Raw genomic sequence first — 15,918 nt, forward strand, 5'->3', positions numbered from 1 at the left:
GGCGTTTACGCCACGTCGCAAGTCCGAGAGAAGCCCCGTTTTAGGCTTCCGTATTTGTACCGTAATTGGTTTCAACATACCAATGACCCGTGTTCCCCTGCTCTCAACGCTCTTGTTTTCCATTGTCTTGACCTGCCTAGCCGAGGCAGACGATAGCGGCAGCAGGGACGCAGCCGACCGTTTCTGGGATGCCTGGAGCACGAAACTCGGGTTGAGAATAAGCGACCAAACCGTGTCAGAGCTCGCAGAACACTATCGAGGAGCTGGAATTCCTGAATCCGCCCAAAAGGAGATCGACGAGATCGAGCAAGCCGCCCGCGAACGAGTGGAAACCTACGACACATTCGCCCTCAAAAGCCTCCGAGAAAATCTCCCCATCGAGCATTTCGAAATACTTCATGCGCTCGCCAACCAGGGCTCACGGATAGCCGCGCTCCGCGGCCCCAATCCTTACGAAATCGAGCTCGACCGGCTGCCAACCCGCGAGAAAAAACCAACCTTCCCAGGAGACTATTCCAATGAACAAGTCGAACGTACGTTGGAAGCCTACAAAGCAGTCCTAAAAACGGATCTCACCCCCGCGATGCAAAGCCTCTTCCATTACGTGGAAGATCGCTTCCATCCGGCCCTTCTAGAGGTATTCGATCAACACGACCCTACCGCCGTCTATTACGGAGCGGAAAAACCGATTCTCATCGACAACACCCTTACCTTGCTCACGCCACCCCTGAACCCAGTCCGTGAATACATGGAGGAAAACGGAATGGAGGAGAGCTCTCCACTGAACATTGACACCAGCGACTTATTACCGCGAACAGGCGACAGCGTGACTGCGCTGGTCTCCCAAGGAAAACACACCGCAGACGAGCAGTGGCTCGTTCGGCTAACCGCAGTGGAAAAGAACGCAGCTGAAGAAGCGAGAAGCAGTTCCACAAGACCTATCACCCTCTATACTTCCACCGGAAGCTCCCATACCTTCGCGTCGGAACAGACCGCGATCGAAATCGAAATTATCGGCCCCTTCAAAGCGGGGAAAGCTAAACCCGAAAATCCCAAAGCCGCCAAAACCCGCGTCCTCGTGAAGAGAGACTACCTCGAACTCGGGCTTCACCGAGCCGTCGCCTTCCTCAATCGAGTCAACAGGGACTACCCAAACGAAGCGTTCAGCATAGCGACAGGTGGCAAAAACAGCTTCACCGCTGAATCGATCGCCTTAGCGCAAGAGCAGCTCGAGCCCTTCAAGATTACCCCCGCCGAGTACGAGGCCCTAGCCGCAATGCGATTGGCTCGCCGAGAGTTCTTCAGGATCGTTGCGTACAATCCTGAACTTAAGCCACTTCTCCTCAAGGTGGCCAAATGGCCATCCTTGATCGCGATCGCAACCAAGAGCATGTCTCCCAACTTCGAAGGAAAAGTGTCGATGATAGAGGAGGTCGAACTCAAGGACGTGATCAATACCCCAGTCTTGAGCTATCCGATGGAGCTCGCCGCCTACGACCAGCCGAGCCTACTGCTCCGTCTATTCGTCACCGATCCCCAACCCCCGCTGGTGAACACAGCTGGCATCTACGGACTCGTCGCAGGCCATCCGAAAAAGGCCAACCAGCGACTGGTCGTTCGAGTAATCGAAGCCAAGCGAGGTCCAGCTCACCAAGCGGAAATCGACATATCTGGCCACGCCTTCAAGCCCACTCCCCCCAACAAAATCCTTTCCAAGGAAGGGCCGCCCGCTACAGTCGCCCCATGATTTCCGGCGAAGACCTAAAAGCAGCCCTCCCAACCGAGCCCGTACGCGACCTCATCGAACCTATCGACGCGCCCAAGATCGCCTCCGGCAAGGTTCGGGAAATCTATGACCTCGACGACTCCGTGCTGCTGGTAGCCACCGACCGCATCTCCGCCTTCGACGTCGTCCTGCCCGGCGGCATTCCCGGCCGCGGCCTCATCCTCACCCAGCTCAGCCACTTCTGGTTCGAGCAAACCAAAGGAATCGCCCCCAACCACATCATTCCCAACGAGGAAGAAATCCTGCGCGACTCCCTCAAACTCTCCCGCGACTCCCAGCTTCGCTCCATGGCCGTTCGCAAGCTCAAGCCCCTCGAGATCGAGTGCGTAGTACGCGGCTACATCGCCGGATCCGGTTGGGAATCCTACAGGCAAAACCGCACCGTCTGCGGTATCGAATTGCCCGCAGGCTTGCAGCTGGCATCCCAACTCCCCGAGCCCATTTTCACCCCGACCACCAAGGCCAGCGAAGGACACGACATGCCCGTCACGCCCGAGGAGGCCGCCAACATCGTCGGTCAAGACATCTTCGAGCAAGTTCGCGAAATCAGCCTCAAGCTCTACGACTTCGGCAGCAAGCTCGCTGCCAAGGCCGGTATCATCCTCGCGGATACAAAATTCGAGTTCGGCACCGACGAAGACGGCACCATCTATCTCATCGACGAAGTCCTCACCCCCGACTCCTCCCGCTACTGGGACGCCGCAGAGTACAAGGTCGGCAGCAGCCCCGCCAGCTTCGACAAGCAAATCATCCGCGACTACCTCGAAACCCTGAAGGACTGGAACAAGACCGCCCCCGGCCCCGAACTTCCTCCGGAAATCGTGGCCAAGGCCCAGTCCCGCTACCTCGAAGTCTACAGCAAGCTCGTCAGCGTCGTTTAAGTTTCATCTCCAAGGTGGCGCGGCTTCTCCGAAGACGCATTCGGGAAACGCGCTACCCACGCCACGGCGCCACAAAAGTCCAAGACGTAGCGCCGAGCTTTAGCCGGCGACCTCACTGCACGATCTATTCCCTGTGGCCGCTGGCTAAAGCTCAGCGCTACGTCGCATGCGACATTCGACCCGTGACAGGACGCTAGTGGCTACAGCGGTCTCCGGGACGAAAAACGAACGCTTCCGGATTGCCGTAGAACTTTCCCTTCATCCAAAGGTGCTGCACGATATCGTAAGCGTCGAGCCCATGTCCGGAACAGGTGTGGAAAGTGGCGTCTTCGCCAAACGCCTCCACAATCTCAGCCGACAGGCTTTCGTTCGTATACGTTTTCCCAGTACGGATCATCATCTCAAGTATCTCGTGGGCGTGAATATCCGGCTTTCTCAGGTCTGTGAATTTGCTCATCGTTTTCTTTGTAGTTTAATTTTAATACGTTTAGGAAAAATTTTGTTCGATACGCGTCATGCGAACCCCACCCTCGCGGACAATTAAAGTATCCCACCACTCCGCGCCTTGATATCCGTAACGGATCTGCAGCCCACGTGCTTGTCCGGAGCGGAGCAGGGACTTACCTTCCCGCAGCTCGACCGCTGTCGGGGCGACGTAGCCAGGCCCCTTTTTCGGGATCACTGCGAACACCTCCGCGCACTCCTGAAGGTCCAAAAAATATCTGTCTAGGGTTTCCTCGTCCAAGTCAGCTTGCTGCAGGTCTGGCAATTTAGGAGTTTCGTCTTCTGTATTCATTACGTCGTTACGTTCCAATTTTCAATCAAGCAGGAGAATCGCATTCCGAGGAGCCGGACATAGATCGTGGCAAATGCCGCAGCCGGTGCAGGCATCCGCATCCACGCGCGGAATCCCCCGCTCCGTCACGATCGCCCCCTCTTCCGGACAACGTTCGGAGCAAACCGAGCAAAAGTTGTTTTGGTAAGCCAGACAGTAGCGCCCCTGAATCACGGCAGTCCGATACTTCGGCTCGGCGCTCGGGCGATCTCGGCCGCCCTCCGTCCGCTGCTCCGCATCCTCGCGAACGTGCTTGAGGAAGTTGCTGAAGAAGTCCCGGCGGGAAAACTGTCGCTTGCCGTCTGACATAGGAAACCTGCAACTACTCCGAAGCCTCCCCCTCGGACAAGCGCTCCCAAAACGGGAAGGGCGACTCTGAAAAATTCGTCTTATCGACCTCTAGGCCAGGCACATGGCACTGGTTGCAGCTTTGGCGCTCCGGATGGCTGGTGCGGATCGGACTGGTGCCCAACGGTCCATGACAACTCATACAATTTTGCCGCATGTGCACATTGTGAGGAATGGTCGGCGGCGAATCCGGATACGCCTTCTTCCCTTGCAAGGCCTGATGGTAACCGCCGAATCGATTGCCCGTATGCAGGTCGAAGTCCGCAGTGTTCCATTGGCTACCCAAGCCCTTGGTGGATACATGGCATTGCGTGCAACTCGTATATTCAGGATGCGATATCGCCGGAGCTACCACGTCCCCAATTCGCAAGGCTTGACCATGGCACTGCAAACAGCTTTCGGCGGTGTGTTGGTCAATCGGATGCGGCACGACAGGGGGAGCCCCATCGTAAGCCCGACGTCTCTCGCGGCGAAAACGCAGCTCCTCGACATCCGAAGTCACCATCGAATCAAAGGCATCGTTCGGAGCGAGATCGCTCAAGCGACTCTTCCAAGCCGCATTCGGACTGTAACCAGCCTTCCCGATTTCGGAATAGCTCGGAGCAGGGATCGCCGCCGAATGCGTATCCGTTTCTCCATGACTCTTTTCTGTCAATACAAGCTGGGCGCTCGATTCGCTCACCGTTTGGCGCAAGCCCATGAAGAAGCCGCTTACCGACACGGTGAACACCGCGGCCACCAGCACGGTAGTCGCCGCCGTCGACTTGTTTCGTTTGGGGTTAGGGGCGTTCATGGCTTAACGAATCGGGGAAGGGCTCCCAGCTCGAGATCCTGCGGGACGTTTGTAGACCACCGCCGCGCACTTCTTGTAGTCGGGTTCTTTCGAGATAGGGTCGATGTCGCCGAGCGTGATCTCGTTGATGAGCAAGTTCTCGTCGAAGAAGGGAACGAAAACCGTTCCCTTCGGCGGGCGCCCGCGTCCATTAAGCCAGACCGGCAGCTCTATCTTGCCGCGACGCGTTTCAATCACCGCCAAATCGCCATTGCCCAATCCCTGTGCTGCCGCGTCCTCGGGGTGCATTTCCACGTACGCGTGCGGCATGGCATTACGCAGCTGCGGTACGCGACGGGTCATGGTGCCAGAGTGCCAGTGCTCGAGCACGCGGCCGGTACAAAGCCAAAGCGGATACGCTTCGTCCGGCTCTTCCGTGGCCGGCTCGTAGGGACAAAACCAAATGAGCGCCTTGTCGTCCTTGGTCACGGAATGGTAGAATTGCAGCTGCTTGCCCTTTTCCACGTAAGAGTCGCTGAACTCCATGAAGCGGAAGGGCGTTTCATGCCACTTGCCGTCCGCCTTCTTGACCACCGGCCAACGCAAGCCGCGAGCCTTCACGAGTTCGTCGTAGGGCGCTACGTCCTTGTGTTTCAAATACGTCAGCTTGCGGTACTCCTCGAAGAGCTGCTTGTCGGCGTTGACCTCGTAATAGCGCTCCCATTCCCAAACAGGCACCTCCGCTCCGGACTCGTCCTGGATGCTAAAGATGAAATTGCCGTCCTTGTCCTTCATGCCGGGATGACCCATCTCGAAAAGCCGTCGCGCCACCGCGATCGTCATCCAACAATCGTCGCGGGCTTGGCCAGGAGGATTGACCATCTTGAACCACTGCTGGGTGCGTCGCTCGCTGTTTCCGTAAACCCCATTCTTCTCGACCCACATAGCCGCAGGCAAAACGAGGTCCGCCAACTTGGTCGTAGCCGTCGGATAGACTTCCGAAACGATGAGGAACTTGTCCTTCAAGCCTGCCTTGTTCGTAAAGTGCTTCTTTAGGTGGGGCAAGGTATGTCCGGGATTCGTAACTTGTACCCAAACCGTGGATATGTCCCCGCCCTCTTCGGTCGGCGTGCAAAACTGCTCCCACATCTTCACCGTGTGGTAGCCGGGCTTGGGATTGATTCGCCCCGCTGGCATGTTCCAAACCTCCTCGCAGTCGCGGCGATGGCTTTCGTTGGCCACCACGCGACCGCCGGGCAGGGCGTGGGCCAGCGTGCCGACCTCGCGAGCCGTGCCACAAGCCGACGGTTGCCCAGTCAGGCTGGTCGGCGCGTCGCCAGGCTTGCCGAAATGTCCGCTCAGCAAATGAATGCCATGCAGCAAGCGGTTCATGTTCGTACCGCGGGTATGCTGGTTCACTCCCATGCACCAAAGGCTGGTGATGCGGATATCCTTGCGACCGAAAAGCTCTCCGAGCAGCCGTATTTTATCTACGGGTACACCTGATAGCTGCGAAACGTACTCCGGGGTGTAAGGCTTCAAGAGCTCCGCATATTCCTCGAACGTGCTGGCTTGGCCAAAAAGCGACGCCTCCTCCGTATCCTTTCTGAAATTACAGAAACGCTCCACGAACTGCTTGTCGTAGGTTCCGTTTTCGATGAGTAGATGGGCGATTCCGTTGGCGATCGCTAGGTCCGTCTGCGGTCGGAACTCCAGGTACTCGTCGCTGTATTCGCTCGTCCGCGTACGGCGCGTACCGATATCGATCAGCGTGACCTTTTCCCCCTTGGAGCGGCGGTCGATCACTCGCGAAAACAGCACCGGATGCATCTCCGCAGGATTGTTTCCCCACATGATCAGCACGTCGCACTCGTCGAGATCCGTGTAGCAGCCCGCAGGTTCGTCGACCCCGTGGGTGGACAAGTATCCCGTTACCGCCGACGCCATGCACAAGCGGGCGTTCGGGTCGATGTGGTTGTTGGACAGACCACCCTTGATAAACTTTTGGGCCGCGTATCCTTCGGGTATTGTCCATTGGCCGCTGCCGTAGATGGCGAATTGCTCGGGCTTGTCGTAAATGCGCTTGGCAATCACGTCGATCGCCTCGTCCCAGGATATCGTCTCCAACTTTCCATTACGACGCAACTGCGGCTGGGTGAGCCGGTCCTTGCCATACAAAATGCCGCCAACATGGTAGCCCTTCACGCAAAGCAGGCCCTTGTTCACCTCGGCCAGCTGCTCGCCTTGGATAGCGACCACCTTGTCGTCCTTCACGCCCACCCTTACATGGCAGCCCGTCCCGCAAAACCGGCAGGGTGCCTTGTCCCACTTCACCCCGTCCGCTCCTTGGGCAGCCTCCAGCTGCGTGTTTTCATACTTTCCGAAGGCACGTTGGTGAGCGGCGGCTACTGCCGCAGCCATAGCGGTTTGCTTCAAGAAGTGACGACGATCGATTGTCATGAGGGTACTTTTTTCGAGGGTTGGGGAAAATTGGGTTTCAGTCGGCGTCGGCGTCCGCGTCCGTCGCGCAGAAAACCACGTCGACGTTCGAGACGCCCGGCAGGGCTTCCAGCCAGCGATGCAATCCGCGTGCGTCCACGTCCTCGATCACGATCGGCAGGTAGTTTCCCTCCAGCGGCGCGGCCGAAATCGAGGGATGCTCTAGAATTCTGGCATGCGCATGGGCCGACACCTCCGGTTCCTTCGAGAGGGTCACTATCAAACTCGTCAGGCGAGTGTTCCATGGGCGCTGCTTGCTCATCTTGAAACACAACTTGAGGGCGCTTTTCGCTGAGTTCAATATTTAAATACCTTTTTATCTTGAATATAAACACAAGGCTTTCCAATCTCGGCCAAGATGAAACCCCGTCCCCTCCTGATTGCGGCAATACTCGGCTTCGCCGTCGTGCTCTGCCTGGCGTCCTGGTGGATCTACCAGAGATCCTTCGCCTCCTTCGAGGAAGCCGTCAGTCACCGCCAGGTCCAGATCGCGCTCGACACCGGCGAGGCCCATCCGGTCACCATCCAAGGCGCCCCCACGACCCCGACCGTGCTCGCCGATCTCTCCCAGAGCGGACGCGCCCCCACCGAAGTCGCCTGCACCACCTGCCACAGCACCCGCACGCCCCAACTCGCCCAGCGCGATTCCGTCCAGCTCGACGAATTTCACCAAGGCTTGCAGAAGCAGCACGGCACGCTCTCCTGCCTCAGCTGCCACAACGCCGACAACTACGACACCCTGCGCCTCGCCGACGGAACCCCCGTTGCCTTCGAAAATACCATGCAGCTCTGCGCCCAATGCCACGGACCTCAGTTCCGCGACTACACCAACGGTTCCCATGGCGGCATGAACGGCTACTGGGACCTCAAGCGCGGCCCTCGCACCCGCAACGCCTGCAACGTCTGCCACGATCCCCACTCCCCCGCCTACCCGCAGCTCATCCCTGTCTTCCCGCCCAAAGACGTGCAGTTGCGCAAACAAAAGTACGGCGACTCCTACCCGGACCCCGACCAACACGCCCATTAACCGATCCGCCATGACAGACGTGAAAAAGACTTCCGGCATCAGCCGCCGCACCGCCGTCAAAGGCATCGGCGCCACCCTTGGGGCCGCCGCCTTCGCCAAGGCTATCGCCCCGCTCACCAGCTGGGCCGCCAACCAATCCATCGACGAGTTCCTGCAAAAGCACTACCAAGAGCTCACTCCCGCACAGATGCAGAAGGTCCTCAAGCGGCTGGAGGAGGACACCAAAAAAGACTACGGAGCCGAGGTCACCATCACCGACCCCAAGCCTCAGCCGGGCGTCAAGTTCGGCTACGCCCTCAACCTCTCCATTTGCGTGGGCTGCCGCAAGTGCGCCCAAGCCTGCCACGTCGAAAACAACCATGACCGCAAGTCCGGCAATTCCTACATTCGGGTGCTGGAAATGAAGAAAGGCTCCCTCGACATCGAGCACGGCAAGGTCGACTACAAAGGCCCCGTCCCCAAGTCCGACTCCTTCTACATGCCGGTCCAGTGCCAGCAGTGCGACAACCCGCCTTGCGTAGACGTCTGCCCCGTCGAGGCCACCTGGAAGGAAAAGGACGGCATCGTCGCCGTAGACTACAACTGGTGCATCGGCTGCCGCTACTGCGAAGCCGCCTGCCCCTACCACGCCCGCCGCTTCAACTGGACCAAGCCAGAAATCCCCCAGGAAGAAATCACTCCCGTGCAAGGCTACCTCTCGAACCGAGTCCGTCCGCAAGGCGTCATGGAGAAATGTACCTTCTGCATGCACAAGACCCGCAACGGGGAGCTCCCCGCCTGCCTTCAAGCCTGCCCCACCGGCGCCCGCGTCTTCGGCAACCTGCTCGACCCCGAGTCCGAGATCCGCTGGGTCCTGGAAAACAAGCGCGTCTTCGTGCTCAAGGAAGAGCTCGGCACCAAACCCAGCTTCTACTACTTCTTCGATGAATAAGCCCGCCGCCACTCTTCCCCCACCCCACCTCAGCCATCTGAACAGCTACCCGCGCTTCATCTGGCGCATGATGGTTCTGGCCACCGAGGGCAATTGGCTTTTCTACGCCTGGATGATCGGTCTCTCCGCCGTCGCCCTCGTCGGGCTCAACGCCTGGGCCATCCAAGTCACCAACGGCATGGGCGTCACCAACATGTCCGACCACGTCTCCTGGGGGCTCTACATCGCCAACTTCACCTTCATGGTCGGCCTCGCCGCGGGCGGGGTCATGATGGTCATCCCCGCCTATCTTTACCACGACGACGACATGCACGACGTCGTCATCATCGGCGAGCTGCTCGCCATCGCCGCCATCGTCATGTGCATCGGCTTCGTGGTGGTCGACCTCGGCCGCCCTGACCGCGTCTGGCACATGCTGCCGGGCATCGGAAAATTCCACTTCCCCGTCTCCATGCTCACCTGGGACGTCATCGTGCTCAACGGCTACCTGCTCATCAACCTGCACATCTGCGGCTACTTGCTCTACCAACGCTACCGCGGCCGCCGTCCCAACCCCAAAATCTACGTGCCCGTGGTCTTCCTCTCCATCGGCTGGGCCATCTCCATCCACACCGTTACCGCCTTCCTCTACCAAGGCCTCGGCGGGCGCCCCTTCTGGAACACCGCCCTGCTCGCCCCACGCTTCCTCACCTCTGCCTTCGTCTCCGGCCCCGCCTTCATCATCCTCGCCCTCGAAGCCATCCGCTACCTCAGCAGCTACAAGGTAGGCGACGGGGCCATCCGCATCCTCGTAAACATCATGCGGGTGACCATCCTCATAAACCTGCTGATGCTGGCCTCCGAGGTGTTCACCGAATTCTACACCGGCGGCTCCCACACCGCCGCCGCCCGCTACCTCTATTTCGGCCTGCACGGCTTCGACGCACTCGTGCCCTGGATCTGGAGCTCCATCGTGCTCACCCTCCTCGCCGCCCTCCTGCTGCTCTGCCCCAAGGTCCACAAACACCCCGTCATGCTGGTCACCGCCTGCTGCTTCGCCTTCGCCGGCATCTGGATCGAAAAAGGCATGGGCCTCATCATTCCCGGCTTCATTCCCTCCACCCTGCACGAAATCGTGGAGTACACGCCCAACGGTATCGAGTGGCGCATCTCCGCCGGCATCTGGGCCGCCGGACTGATGATCTACACCCTCGCCATCCGCGTGGCCATGCCGATCTTCTCTGGGGAAGTCTCCCTCAAGAAAGACATCGAGGACCACGCGTGAACGCCGCCGGGCCAGCGAACGAGAGGAGCAAGCTGCGGAGCGATAGAAAGGAAAGCCCAAATGGTCCCGCCCCGCCTCCCCAACCATCAAAACGCCACCCCCTTTCCTTATTGTTTAAATAAATACCTCTTTATCTTGATTAACGTGCAAAGACTTTTCAATCTCAGCGTGGGCGAACACGGCGCCCGGGACTGACTAGTCCGCCAGCGAGCCGCGCCTTCCCCGTCGCAAAAACAGTCCAATCAGCAACCTTTCCGCAAAGACCATGCTCAAGTACGGCAAAACTGCCCAAAACGCCATCATGGCCATCAGCCACCTCGCCGAGGTCTACGATGGCGGCACCACACGCTTGAGCTCAAGGGACATCGCCCGAAACCGGAACCTCCCGCAACCCATCGTCGCCAAGCTGCTGGTAAACCTCTCGCAAGCCGGACTTGTGCAAGGCGCGCCCGGCCCCAAAGGAGGCTACTGGCTCGCCAAAAACCCCGCTGAAATCAGCCTCTACGAAATCGTCTCCACCTTCGAAAAAGTAGGCGACACCCTCTCATGCCCATTCGGCACAGGCGCCTGCGACGCAAGCGTTCCTTGCCCCCTCCACCACAAGCTGCTGGAGCTGGACAAGCAGCTCGTCGACTTCCTCAACGAAAGCAAGCTCGACGCCTTTTCCAAGCACCTCCCCCGCCAGCCCGTGTTTTAAGGCGCCCCGCTTTTTGGATTGGAACAGAGGCTGCAACGCCACCTAGTACTTCCACATCTCGTCGTCCTCGACCACGACCGGTGCCACTTCGTTCTCGGCCTCCACCGCCTCGTCCCGGTCCCGCCAAAGCTCCGACAAGTCTCGCATAAGCTCGCAGGCCGCTTCCAAACACTCAGAGTTTAAGCGGAAGCGATTGACCTTCCCCTCCCTCACCCGCGTCACCAAGCCCGCCCGTTCCAACACTTTCAGATGCTTGGAAATCGCCGGCGCCGACATCGCAAACGGACGCCCCAACTCTCCCACCGTTGGATCGCCCTTGGCGATCTCCTCCAAAATCGCCCGGCGAGTCGGATCTGCTAAGGCATGAAAGGTTTCATCTAGCGAGCTTCTATTAACCATACGGTTAAATTTAACACAGAATTCCCTGCGAATTGTCAACGCCGCGAGCGGTCCTTGCCCCCTTCCAAATGGACAAACTTGGATCGATACTCCCGAGGACTCATGCCTGTCCGTTCCCTGAAGCGGCGATTGAAGTTCGACAGGTTCGAAAACCCGCAAGCGAAACAGACCTGAAGTACTTGCTCGTCGCTGCGCTGCAATTGCTGACACGCTTGTCCGACTCGGATCTCCGTCAAAAACTCAGTAAAGGTCCGGCCCGTGTGTTGGCGAAAGAACCGGCTGAAAGAAGATACTCCCATTCCAAGGGCCCGCGCCACTTCCGCCTGAGTCAACCCCTCTGCAAAGCGCTCGTTAACGATGGAGTACGCCCTGTCGATCCTCCGCTCCGCCCCGTTGCCGCTGGGCCCCACATAGCCGCGGCTGCTCAAAGGCTCCGCCTTCGAACACTCAGCCAAAATCCGCCAGATCCGCAACAAGGTCTCCAATCGCTGAACGCCCGTCGCAACGACAAGCCTGCCCATCTCCGCCACCACGGCATCCCTCGTTTCGCCATCGAAACGCAAGCCGCGCTCCGCCTCCTTCCACAAAGCGCGCACCCCTACCATTTCCGGCGCCGCCCCAAAAGCGTCGCCCAGGAAATCCTCCCTGAACTGCAAGACCCAGGACCGCGCCCAACTACCGCCCTCTCCCTCCGGCAACGGATCGCTGAAGTACATGTGCGGCAAGCCACGGCCTAGCAAAACCAAGTCTCCCGCTTCGTAGCGGCCGATGTGGTCCCCCACAAATCGCCGCCCCGAACTGCTTTCGATGTAGGTAAGCTCCAATTCCGGGTGGTAGTGAAACGGGCAATCGAAGCCTCTCCCCTCGTACACATTGAAGCGAAACGAACCATCCTCCGGCGTCCTCACCTTTTCGAATCGCAGCTTCACCCTGTTCTCAAAGCATACTCCTTTCCCCTATCTCAAACCTATTATCCTGTTTCTTGCTAACATAGTACCGGATTTTGCACGAAGCGGGCAGGACTCAGCTTATGCAATCCATTAGAGTAGGCACCGAATTCCCTTCGACGGAAGCGGCCGCCCCCTTGGCGTTCCCTGTGAGACGGAGGGCCCCAATCAAACGCTATTACCGAAAAGAACAATGCCTACCCAAACCCTCGACCTCGACTCCCACTATGCCCTCACCGACGAGCAAATCGCCCGCTTCCGCCGCGACGGCTACATCAAGCTCAAGCACGTGCTTTCGCCCGAAGTTCTGGCTCACTACGAAACCGAAATCTCCCACATGGTCGAAAAGCTCCGCCAAGAGCACCGCGCCATGGAGCAACGAGATATCTACAGCAAAGCCTTCCTGCAAATCTCCAATATTTGGACCCAAAACGAAGCCGTGAAGGAATTCGTCATGAGCAAACGCCTCGGCCGCATCGCCACCGAGCTCATGGGAACCAACGGCGTGCGAATGTACCACGACCAAGCCCTCTACAAGGAACCCAGCGGCGGCTACACCCCTTGGCACGTCGACCAGTTCTACTGGCCCCTGTCCAACGAAAACACCGTCACCGCCTGGATTCCCCTCGTCCCCGTGCCCATGGAATGCGGCCCCCTCGAATTCTCCATCGGCAGCCAAAAGATCAAGTTCGGCCGCGATTTCGCCATCAGCGAGGAAAGCGAGAAGAGGATCGACCAACACCTGAAAGTCTCCGACTTCCCCGTCGACTCCAGCCCCTACGACCTCGGCGAGGTCAGCTTCCACTACGGCTTCACCTTCCACCGTGCCGGTCCCAACACATCTAAGAAAATGCGCAAGATCATGACCATCATCTACATGGATAAAGACATGAAACTGCAGAAGCCCCTCAACCCAAACCAGCAAAACGACTGGGACAACTGGATGCCCGGCGCCCAAATCGGGCAAACCATCGACAGCCCCCTCAATCCTGTCATCTACCAAGAGGATCATTGACCCCCTTTCGTGGGAGCGGGCTCGTCACGCGAAAAAGGCGTCCGTCTCCCGACGAGCGCCTTTCCCTGAAGACGAGCGACCAGGCCAAGCCAATCGCTCCTAAGCCTCCGCCATCTGCATGCGATGCACGTCCGCCGCAGTCAGGCAATGGCCGCCGATTCCCCAATTCCCTTCCTTCACCTCGTCGATCTTCACCCAGGTCACTTCCCGCAGGGCTTCCCCCTCGATCGAGGTCATGGTGTCCGTGATCTTCCGGATGATCTCCTTCTTCTGCTCAGGGGTGAATACGTTTTCGATGACTTGTAGGTTTACGAGTGGTACATCTTTTAACCTTTTGGTTTATAGTTTCGATCTGAGCAGCGAGCAAGCGCAGTACACACGACATGGAGATCGCCCCCAATGACGTAGACTCTGGAGGCACCCATTCCACGCGGTTCGCGAAGTGCGTTTCCAAAACACCGGCAAGAGGATCCCCCTCCCAGCGGCCACGAAACAGCCGTTCCACCTTGGTGATCCAGTTGCAAAGCGACTTTCAATAGCGGTCGGCGCCTGCGCTTGACCTCTTACCGCCCTAGACTGGCGTTATATTTTGATTCAGGTTGAAGACGTTGTCCGGATCGTACTTGGACTTCACTTCAACGAGGCGTCCATAGTTGGGCCCGAAGCCATCCTTGATGCGGTCCGTTTCCTCGCCTGTGAGGAAGTTGATATAAACGCCTGGGGCCGCAAACGGCTTCGTCGCCGCAAAGAGGTCGCGGGCCCACTGGATACAAAACTCGTCGTCTCCCGCGTCCTGCCAACGCCCGTGCATGTTCACCACCCACTTGGTATGCCGATGGCTGTAGGCGGTCTCCTCAGGAGCGACCGAGTTGCAGCACCCTTCGATGTATCCAAAAAAGATTTCACACTCGGGGCTGGGCAATGCGGACGCATACTCGATGGTCGCATCCAAAAATCCATCGGAGAGCTCCGTGAAGTTGTGAGATTTCCAATAGTTGCGCGCGCCTGGCGTCAGCAGCGGATCGAAAGCTTGCTGCCAGCCGGCAAAAGGCATTTCGCCTGCATGCACGCCCACTGGATTACCAAACGAAACCAGTGTATCCACAATCTTCTGACCTTCCGCTGCATCTCCATTGTGGCAGAATGCCAGTACCAGCACGTCCTTGCCGTGTACATCTTCCGGGAGGAAGGGCAGCGGGGGAGCTTGACGCAGTACCACCCAAACGGCAGAGCTGGTTGGCAACGTCACGCAGTACTCGCGATAATTTTGCAGGACGCTCTTCCGCTCCTCCGCCGGGAAGACCACCAAACCAGCGGTCACCGTGCTGACCGGATGAGCTTGGAAGGTCCAACGTGTTACGATGCCGAAGTTTCCACCACCGCCTCGCAACGCCCAGAAGAGATCGGCGTTTTCCGTTTGGCTCGCTTCCAGCACCTCGCCGGTCGCCGTGACGATTTGCACGGAGAGCAGGTTATCGGAGGTCATGCCATGTTCACGTGTCAACCAGCCAATCCCTCCACCAAGGGCCAGCCCGCTGATCCCGGTGGTCGAATTGATCCCCATGGGCACCGCCAAACCGAATTCCTTGGTCTCGTGGTCGATGTCTCCAAGAGTTGCGCCTGGGCCAGCGGTAACCGTTTTGCTGTAAGGGTTTACGGATACAGAACGTAGAGCCGACAGATCGATCAGAAGTCGGTCGTCCGCAATCGCGTTGCCCGCAATATTATGCCCCGCCCCACGCACCGAGACCTGCAAGTCCACTTCCCTGGCAACGGCCAAGCAAGCCTTCACGTCCGCCACACCGGTGCAACGTACGATAAGAGAAGGACGCCGATCGATCATGGCGTTCCATATGGCGCGGACTTCGTCGTAGTTCGAAGCATCCGGGAGAACGATATCTCCGCGAACGGAGGCTTTGAGAGAGTCTAAGTTGGGTTGGGCAAGCGTGGTCATGATGGTTGGTATAAAGTTGATGCACAAAGAGGTTACGCGGCCGTCGCCCTCCGACGGCCGCGAACAGGATAAGCTAGGAGGCAGCTCCTGCCACCTGCGCATGAATGTGGTTCACCACCGCACAGTGCTCGTGTTGCGGAGAGAAGAGGATAATCTCCGAGTCGGATTCCGCCCGCACCGTGTGGCCTGGAGGCCAGTAAAAGAGATCGCCGGTCTTGGCCTCCTCTTCGCTTCCATCGGTGTAGGTGATGATCATGTGACCCTCGATCATGTAGCCCCAGTGAGGCGATTGACAAAGGTCGTTTTCAAGTCCTTTGAGGAGTCCAGAGATGTCGGTGCCCGCTCCCATGGAGAAGTACTCGCCTGCCATCTTGCTATAGCCGGTAGCATCGCCAAATTCGAGGGCTTGCCGGGCAGTCGCACCGGGAACATCGATTTTAACAGGTACGTCAGCTTTGTTGATTCTCATGATGATTTATTGGTTTTGAGGTTTCGAGTGAGCAATTTGTCGTTTCCGGAAACACTCTAGCGCCCAAAGCGTTTCTAAAGCGTTCCGCGAAGCG

Annotated in this window: 17 protein-coding genes and 1 pseudogene; 7 read left to right on the forward strand and 11 right to left on the reverse strand. The window is 58.3% G+C overall.

Translation table 11 applies throughout. The annotated features are described in order from the left end of the window. Window positions 1-82: 82 nt before the first annotated feature. Window positions 83-1,747, forward strand: a complete 1,665-nt coding sequence (locus IEN85_RS15210) for a hypothetical protein (RefSeq protein WP_191617954.1) — start codon at window positions 83-85, stop codon at window positions 1,745-1,747. Beyond that, window positions 1,744-2,667, forward strand: coding sequence for a phosphoribosylaminoimidazolesuccinocarboxamide synthase (locus IEN85_RS15215; RefSeq protein ID WP_191617955.1), 924 nt, complete (start codon window positions 1,744-1,746; stop codon window positions 2,665-2,667). The genes IEN85_RS15210 and IEN85_RS15215 overlap by 4 nt, the downstream gene beginning before the upstream one ends. Window positions 2,668-2,860: 193 nt before the next feature. Here the strand turns inward: IEN85_RS15215 and IEN85_RS15220 are convergent, their stop codons facing one another. The 6 genes from IEN85_RS15220 to IEN85_RS15245 are packed head-to-tail and all read right to left on the reverse strand — an operon-like array spanning window position 2,861 to window position 7,422. After that, window positions 2,861-3,124 carry a YecH family metal-binding protein gene (locus IEN85_RS15220; RefSeq protein ID WP_191617956.1) on the reverse strand — a complete coding sequence of 88 codons (264 nt, stop codon included), beginning with the start codon at window positions 3,122-3,124 and terminating at the stop codon, window positions 2,861-2,863. Window positions 3,125-3,154: 30 nt separating this feature from the next. Then, complete coding sequence (locus IEN85_RS15225) at window positions 3,155-3,463, reverse strand: hypothetical protein (RefSeq protein ID WP_191617957.1); 309 nt, start codon at window positions 3,461-3,463, stop codon at window positions 3,155-3,157. 21 nt (window positions 3,464-3,484) lie between these two features. Beyond that, window positions 3,485-3,811, reverse strand: a complete 327-nt coding sequence (locus IEN85_RS15230) for a 4Fe-4S binding protein (protein ID WP_191617958.1) — start codon at window positions 3,809-3,811, stop codon at window positions 3,485-3,487. 13 nt (window positions 3,812-3,824) lie between these two features. Further along, a complete protein-coding gene (locus tag IEN85_RS15235; protein WP_191617959.1) occupies window positions 3,825-4,643 on the reverse strand; it encodes a nitrate reductase cytochrome c-type subunit in 819 nt (272 codons plus the stop codon). A 3-nt stretch (window positions 4,644-4,646) separates the two neighbouring features. After that, the gene (locus IEN85_RS15240; protein ID WP_191617960.1) at window positions 4,647-7,082 is read right to left on the reverse strand and encodes a molybdopterin-dependent oxidoreductase; all 2,436 of its coding nucleotides are present in this window, start codon (window positions 7,080-7,082) and stop codon (window positions 4,647-4,649) included. 37 nt (window positions 7,083-7,119) lie between these two features. After that, window positions 7,120-7,422 carry a hypothetical protein gene (locus IEN85_RS15245; protein ID WP_191617961.1) on the reverse strand — a complete coding sequence of 101 codons (303 nt, stop codon included), beginning with the start codon at window positions 7,420-7,422 and terminating at the stop codon, window positions 7,120-7,122. Between the two features lie 57 nt (window positions 7,423-7,479). Here IEN85_RS15245 and IEN85_RS15250 point away from each other — a divergent pair, with 57 nt between their 5' ends. The 4 genes from IEN85_RS15250 to IEN85_RS15265 all read left to right on the forward strand — a co-directional run bounded on the left by IEN85_RS15250 (window position 7,480) and on the right by IEN85_RS15265 (window position 11,040). After that, complete coding sequence (locus tag IEN85_RS15250; protein ID WP_191617962.1) at window positions 7,480-8,148, forward strand: hypothetical protein; 669 nt, start codon at window positions 7,480-7,482, stop codon at window positions 8,146-8,148. Between the two features lie 10 nt (window positions 8,149-8,158). After that, entirely contained in the window at window positions 8,159-9,079 is a 921-nt protein-coding gene (locus tag IEN85_RS15255; RefSeq protein WP_191617963.1) for a 4Fe-4S dicluster domain-containing protein, read from the forward strand. After that, window positions 9,072-10,343 carry a sulfate reduction electron transfer complex DsrMKJOP subunit DsrP gene (gene dsrP, locus IEN85_RS15260; RefSeq protein WP_191617964.1) on the forward strand — a complete coding sequence of 424 codons (1,272 nt, stop codon included), beginning with the start codon at window positions 9,072-9,074 and terminating at the stop codon, window positions 10,341-10,343. Before IEN85_RS15255 ends, dsrP begins: the two co-directional genes overlap by 8 nt. 265 nt (window positions 10,344-10,608) lie before the next feature. Then, complete coding sequence (locus IEN85_RS15265; RefSeq protein WP_191617965.1) at window positions 10,609-11,040, forward strand: RrF2 family transcriptional regulator; 432 nt, start codon at window positions 10,609-10,611, stop codon at window positions 11,038-11,040. Between the two features lie 42 nt (window positions 11,041-11,082). Here IEN85_RS15265 and IEN85_RS15270 read toward each other — a convergent pair whose 3' ends face one another. Together IEN85_RS15270 and IEN85_RS15275 are read right to left on the reverse strand one after the other, a co-directional pair. Further along, window positions 11,083-11,439 carry an ArsR/SmtB family transcription factor gene (locus tag IEN85_RS15270; protein WP_191617966.1) on the reverse strand — a complete coding sequence of 119 codons (357 nt, stop codon included), beginning with the start codon at window positions 11,437-11,439 and terminating at the stop codon, window positions 11,083-11,085. Between the two features lie 35 nt (window positions 11,440-11,474). Further along, the gene (locus tag IEN85_RS15275) at window positions 11,475-12,368 is read right to left on the reverse strand and encodes an AraC family transcriptional regulator (RefSeq protein ID WP_191617967.1); all 894 of its coding nucleotides are present in this window, start codon (window positions 12,366-12,368) and stop codon (window positions 11,475-11,477) included. 211 nt (window positions 12,369-12,579) lie between these two features. Here IEN85_RS15275 and IEN85_RS15280 point away from each other — a divergent pair, with 211 nt between their 5' ends. Further along, window positions 12,580-13,401: a phytanoyl-CoA dioxygenase family protein gene (locus IEN85_RS15280; protein WP_191617968.1), complete on the forward strand. Its 822-nt coding sequence runs from the start codon at window positions 12,580-12,582 to the stop codon at window positions 13,399-13,401. 99 nt (window positions 13,402-13,500) lie between these two features. On the opposite strand, the pseudogene IEN85_RS15285 reads toward IEN85_RS15280, so the two are convergent. From IEN85_RS15285 to IEN85_RS15295, 3 genes and pseudogenes are all read right to left on the reverse strand, one after another. Further along, window positions 13,501-13,707: pseudogene (locus tag IEN85_RS15285) on the reverse strand (tautomerase family protein); the annotation flags it as partial. Between the two features lie 265 nt (window positions 13,708-13,972). Then, entirely contained in the window at window positions 13,973-15,355 is a 1,383-nt protein-coding gene (locus IEN85_RS15290; protein ID WP_191617969.1) for an FAD-binding oxidoreductase, read from the reverse strand. A 73-nt stretch (window positions 15,356-15,428) separates the two neighbouring features. Then, a complete protein-coding gene (locus tag IEN85_RS15295) occupies window positions 15,429-15,824 on the reverse strand; it encodes a cupin domain-containing protein (RefSeq protein ID WP_191617970.1) in 396 nt (131 codons plus the stop codon). Window positions 15,825-15,918 lie beyond the last annotated feature (94 nt).

Source organism: Pelagicoccus enzymogenes, assembly GCF_014803405.1.
GTDB classification, from domain to species: domain Bacteria; phylum Verrucomicrobiota; class Verrucomicrobiia; order Opitutales; family Opitutaceae; genus Pelagicoccus; species Pelagicoccus enzymogenes.

Excerpts from the sequence above, each read along its gene's own strand:
- IEN85_RS15210 (WP_191617954.1), top strand. The coding sequence starts at position 83 with ATGACCCGTGTTCCCCTGCTCTCAACGCTCTTGTTTTCCATTGTCTTG.
- IEN85_RS15215 (WP_191617955.1), top strand. The coding sequence starts at position 1,744 with ATGATTTCCGGCGAAGACCTAAAAGCAGCCCTCCCAACCGAGCCCGTA.
- IEN85_RS15220 (WP_191617956.1), bottom strand. The coding sequence starts at position 3,124 with ATGAGCAAATTCACAGACCTGAGAAAGCCGGATATTCACGCCCACGAG.
- IEN85_RS15225 (WP_191617957.1), bottom strand. The coding sequence starts at position 3,463 with ATGAATACAGAAGACGAAACTCCTAAATTGCCAGACCTGCAGCAAGCT.
- IEN85_RS15230 (WP_191617958.1), bottom strand. The coding sequence starts at position 3,811 with ATGTCAGACGGCAAGCGACAGTTTTCCCGCCGGGACTTCTTCAGCAAC.
- IEN85_RS15235 (WP_191617959.1), bottom strand. The coding sequence starts at position 4,643 with ATGAACGCCCCTAACCCCAAACGAAACAAGTCGACGGCGGCGACTACC.
- IEN85_RS15240 (WP_191617960.1), bottom strand. The coding sequence starts at position 7,082 with ATGACAATCGATCGTCGTCACTTCTTGAAGCAAACCGCTATGGCTGCG.
- IEN85_RS15250 (WP_191617962.1), top strand. The coding sequence starts at position 7,480 with ATGAAACCCCGTCCCCTCCTGATTGCGGCAATACTCGGCTTCGCCGTC.
- IEN85_RS15255 (WP_191617963.1), top strand. The coding sequence starts at position 8,159 with ATGACAGACGTGAAAAAGACTTCCGGCATCAGCCGCCGCACCGCCGTC.
- dsrP (WP_191617964.1), top strand. The coding sequence starts at position 9,072 with ATGAATAAGCCCGCCGCCACTCTTCCCCCACCCCACCTCAGCCATCTG.
- IEN85_RS15265 (WP_191617965.1), top strand. The coding sequence starts at position 10,609 with ATGCTCAAGTACGGCAAAACTGCCCAAAACGCCATCATGGCCATCAGC.
- IEN85_RS15270 (WP_191617966.1), bottom strand. The coding sequence starts at position 11,439 with ATGGTTAATAGAAGCTCGCTAGATGAAACCTTTCATGCCTTAGCAGAT.
- IEN85_RS15280 (WP_191617968.1), top strand. The coding sequence starts at position 12,580 with ATGCCTACCCAAACCCTCGACCTCGACTCCCACTATGCCCTCACCGAC.
- IEN85_RS15290 (WP_191617969.1), bottom strand. The coding sequence starts at position 15,355 with ATGACCACGCTTGCCCAACCCAACTTAGACTCTCTCAAAGCCTCCGTT.
- IEN85_RS15295 (WP_191617970.1), bottom strand. The coding sequence starts at position 15,824 with ATGAGAATCAACAAAGCTGACGTACCTGTTAAAATCGATGTTCCCGGT.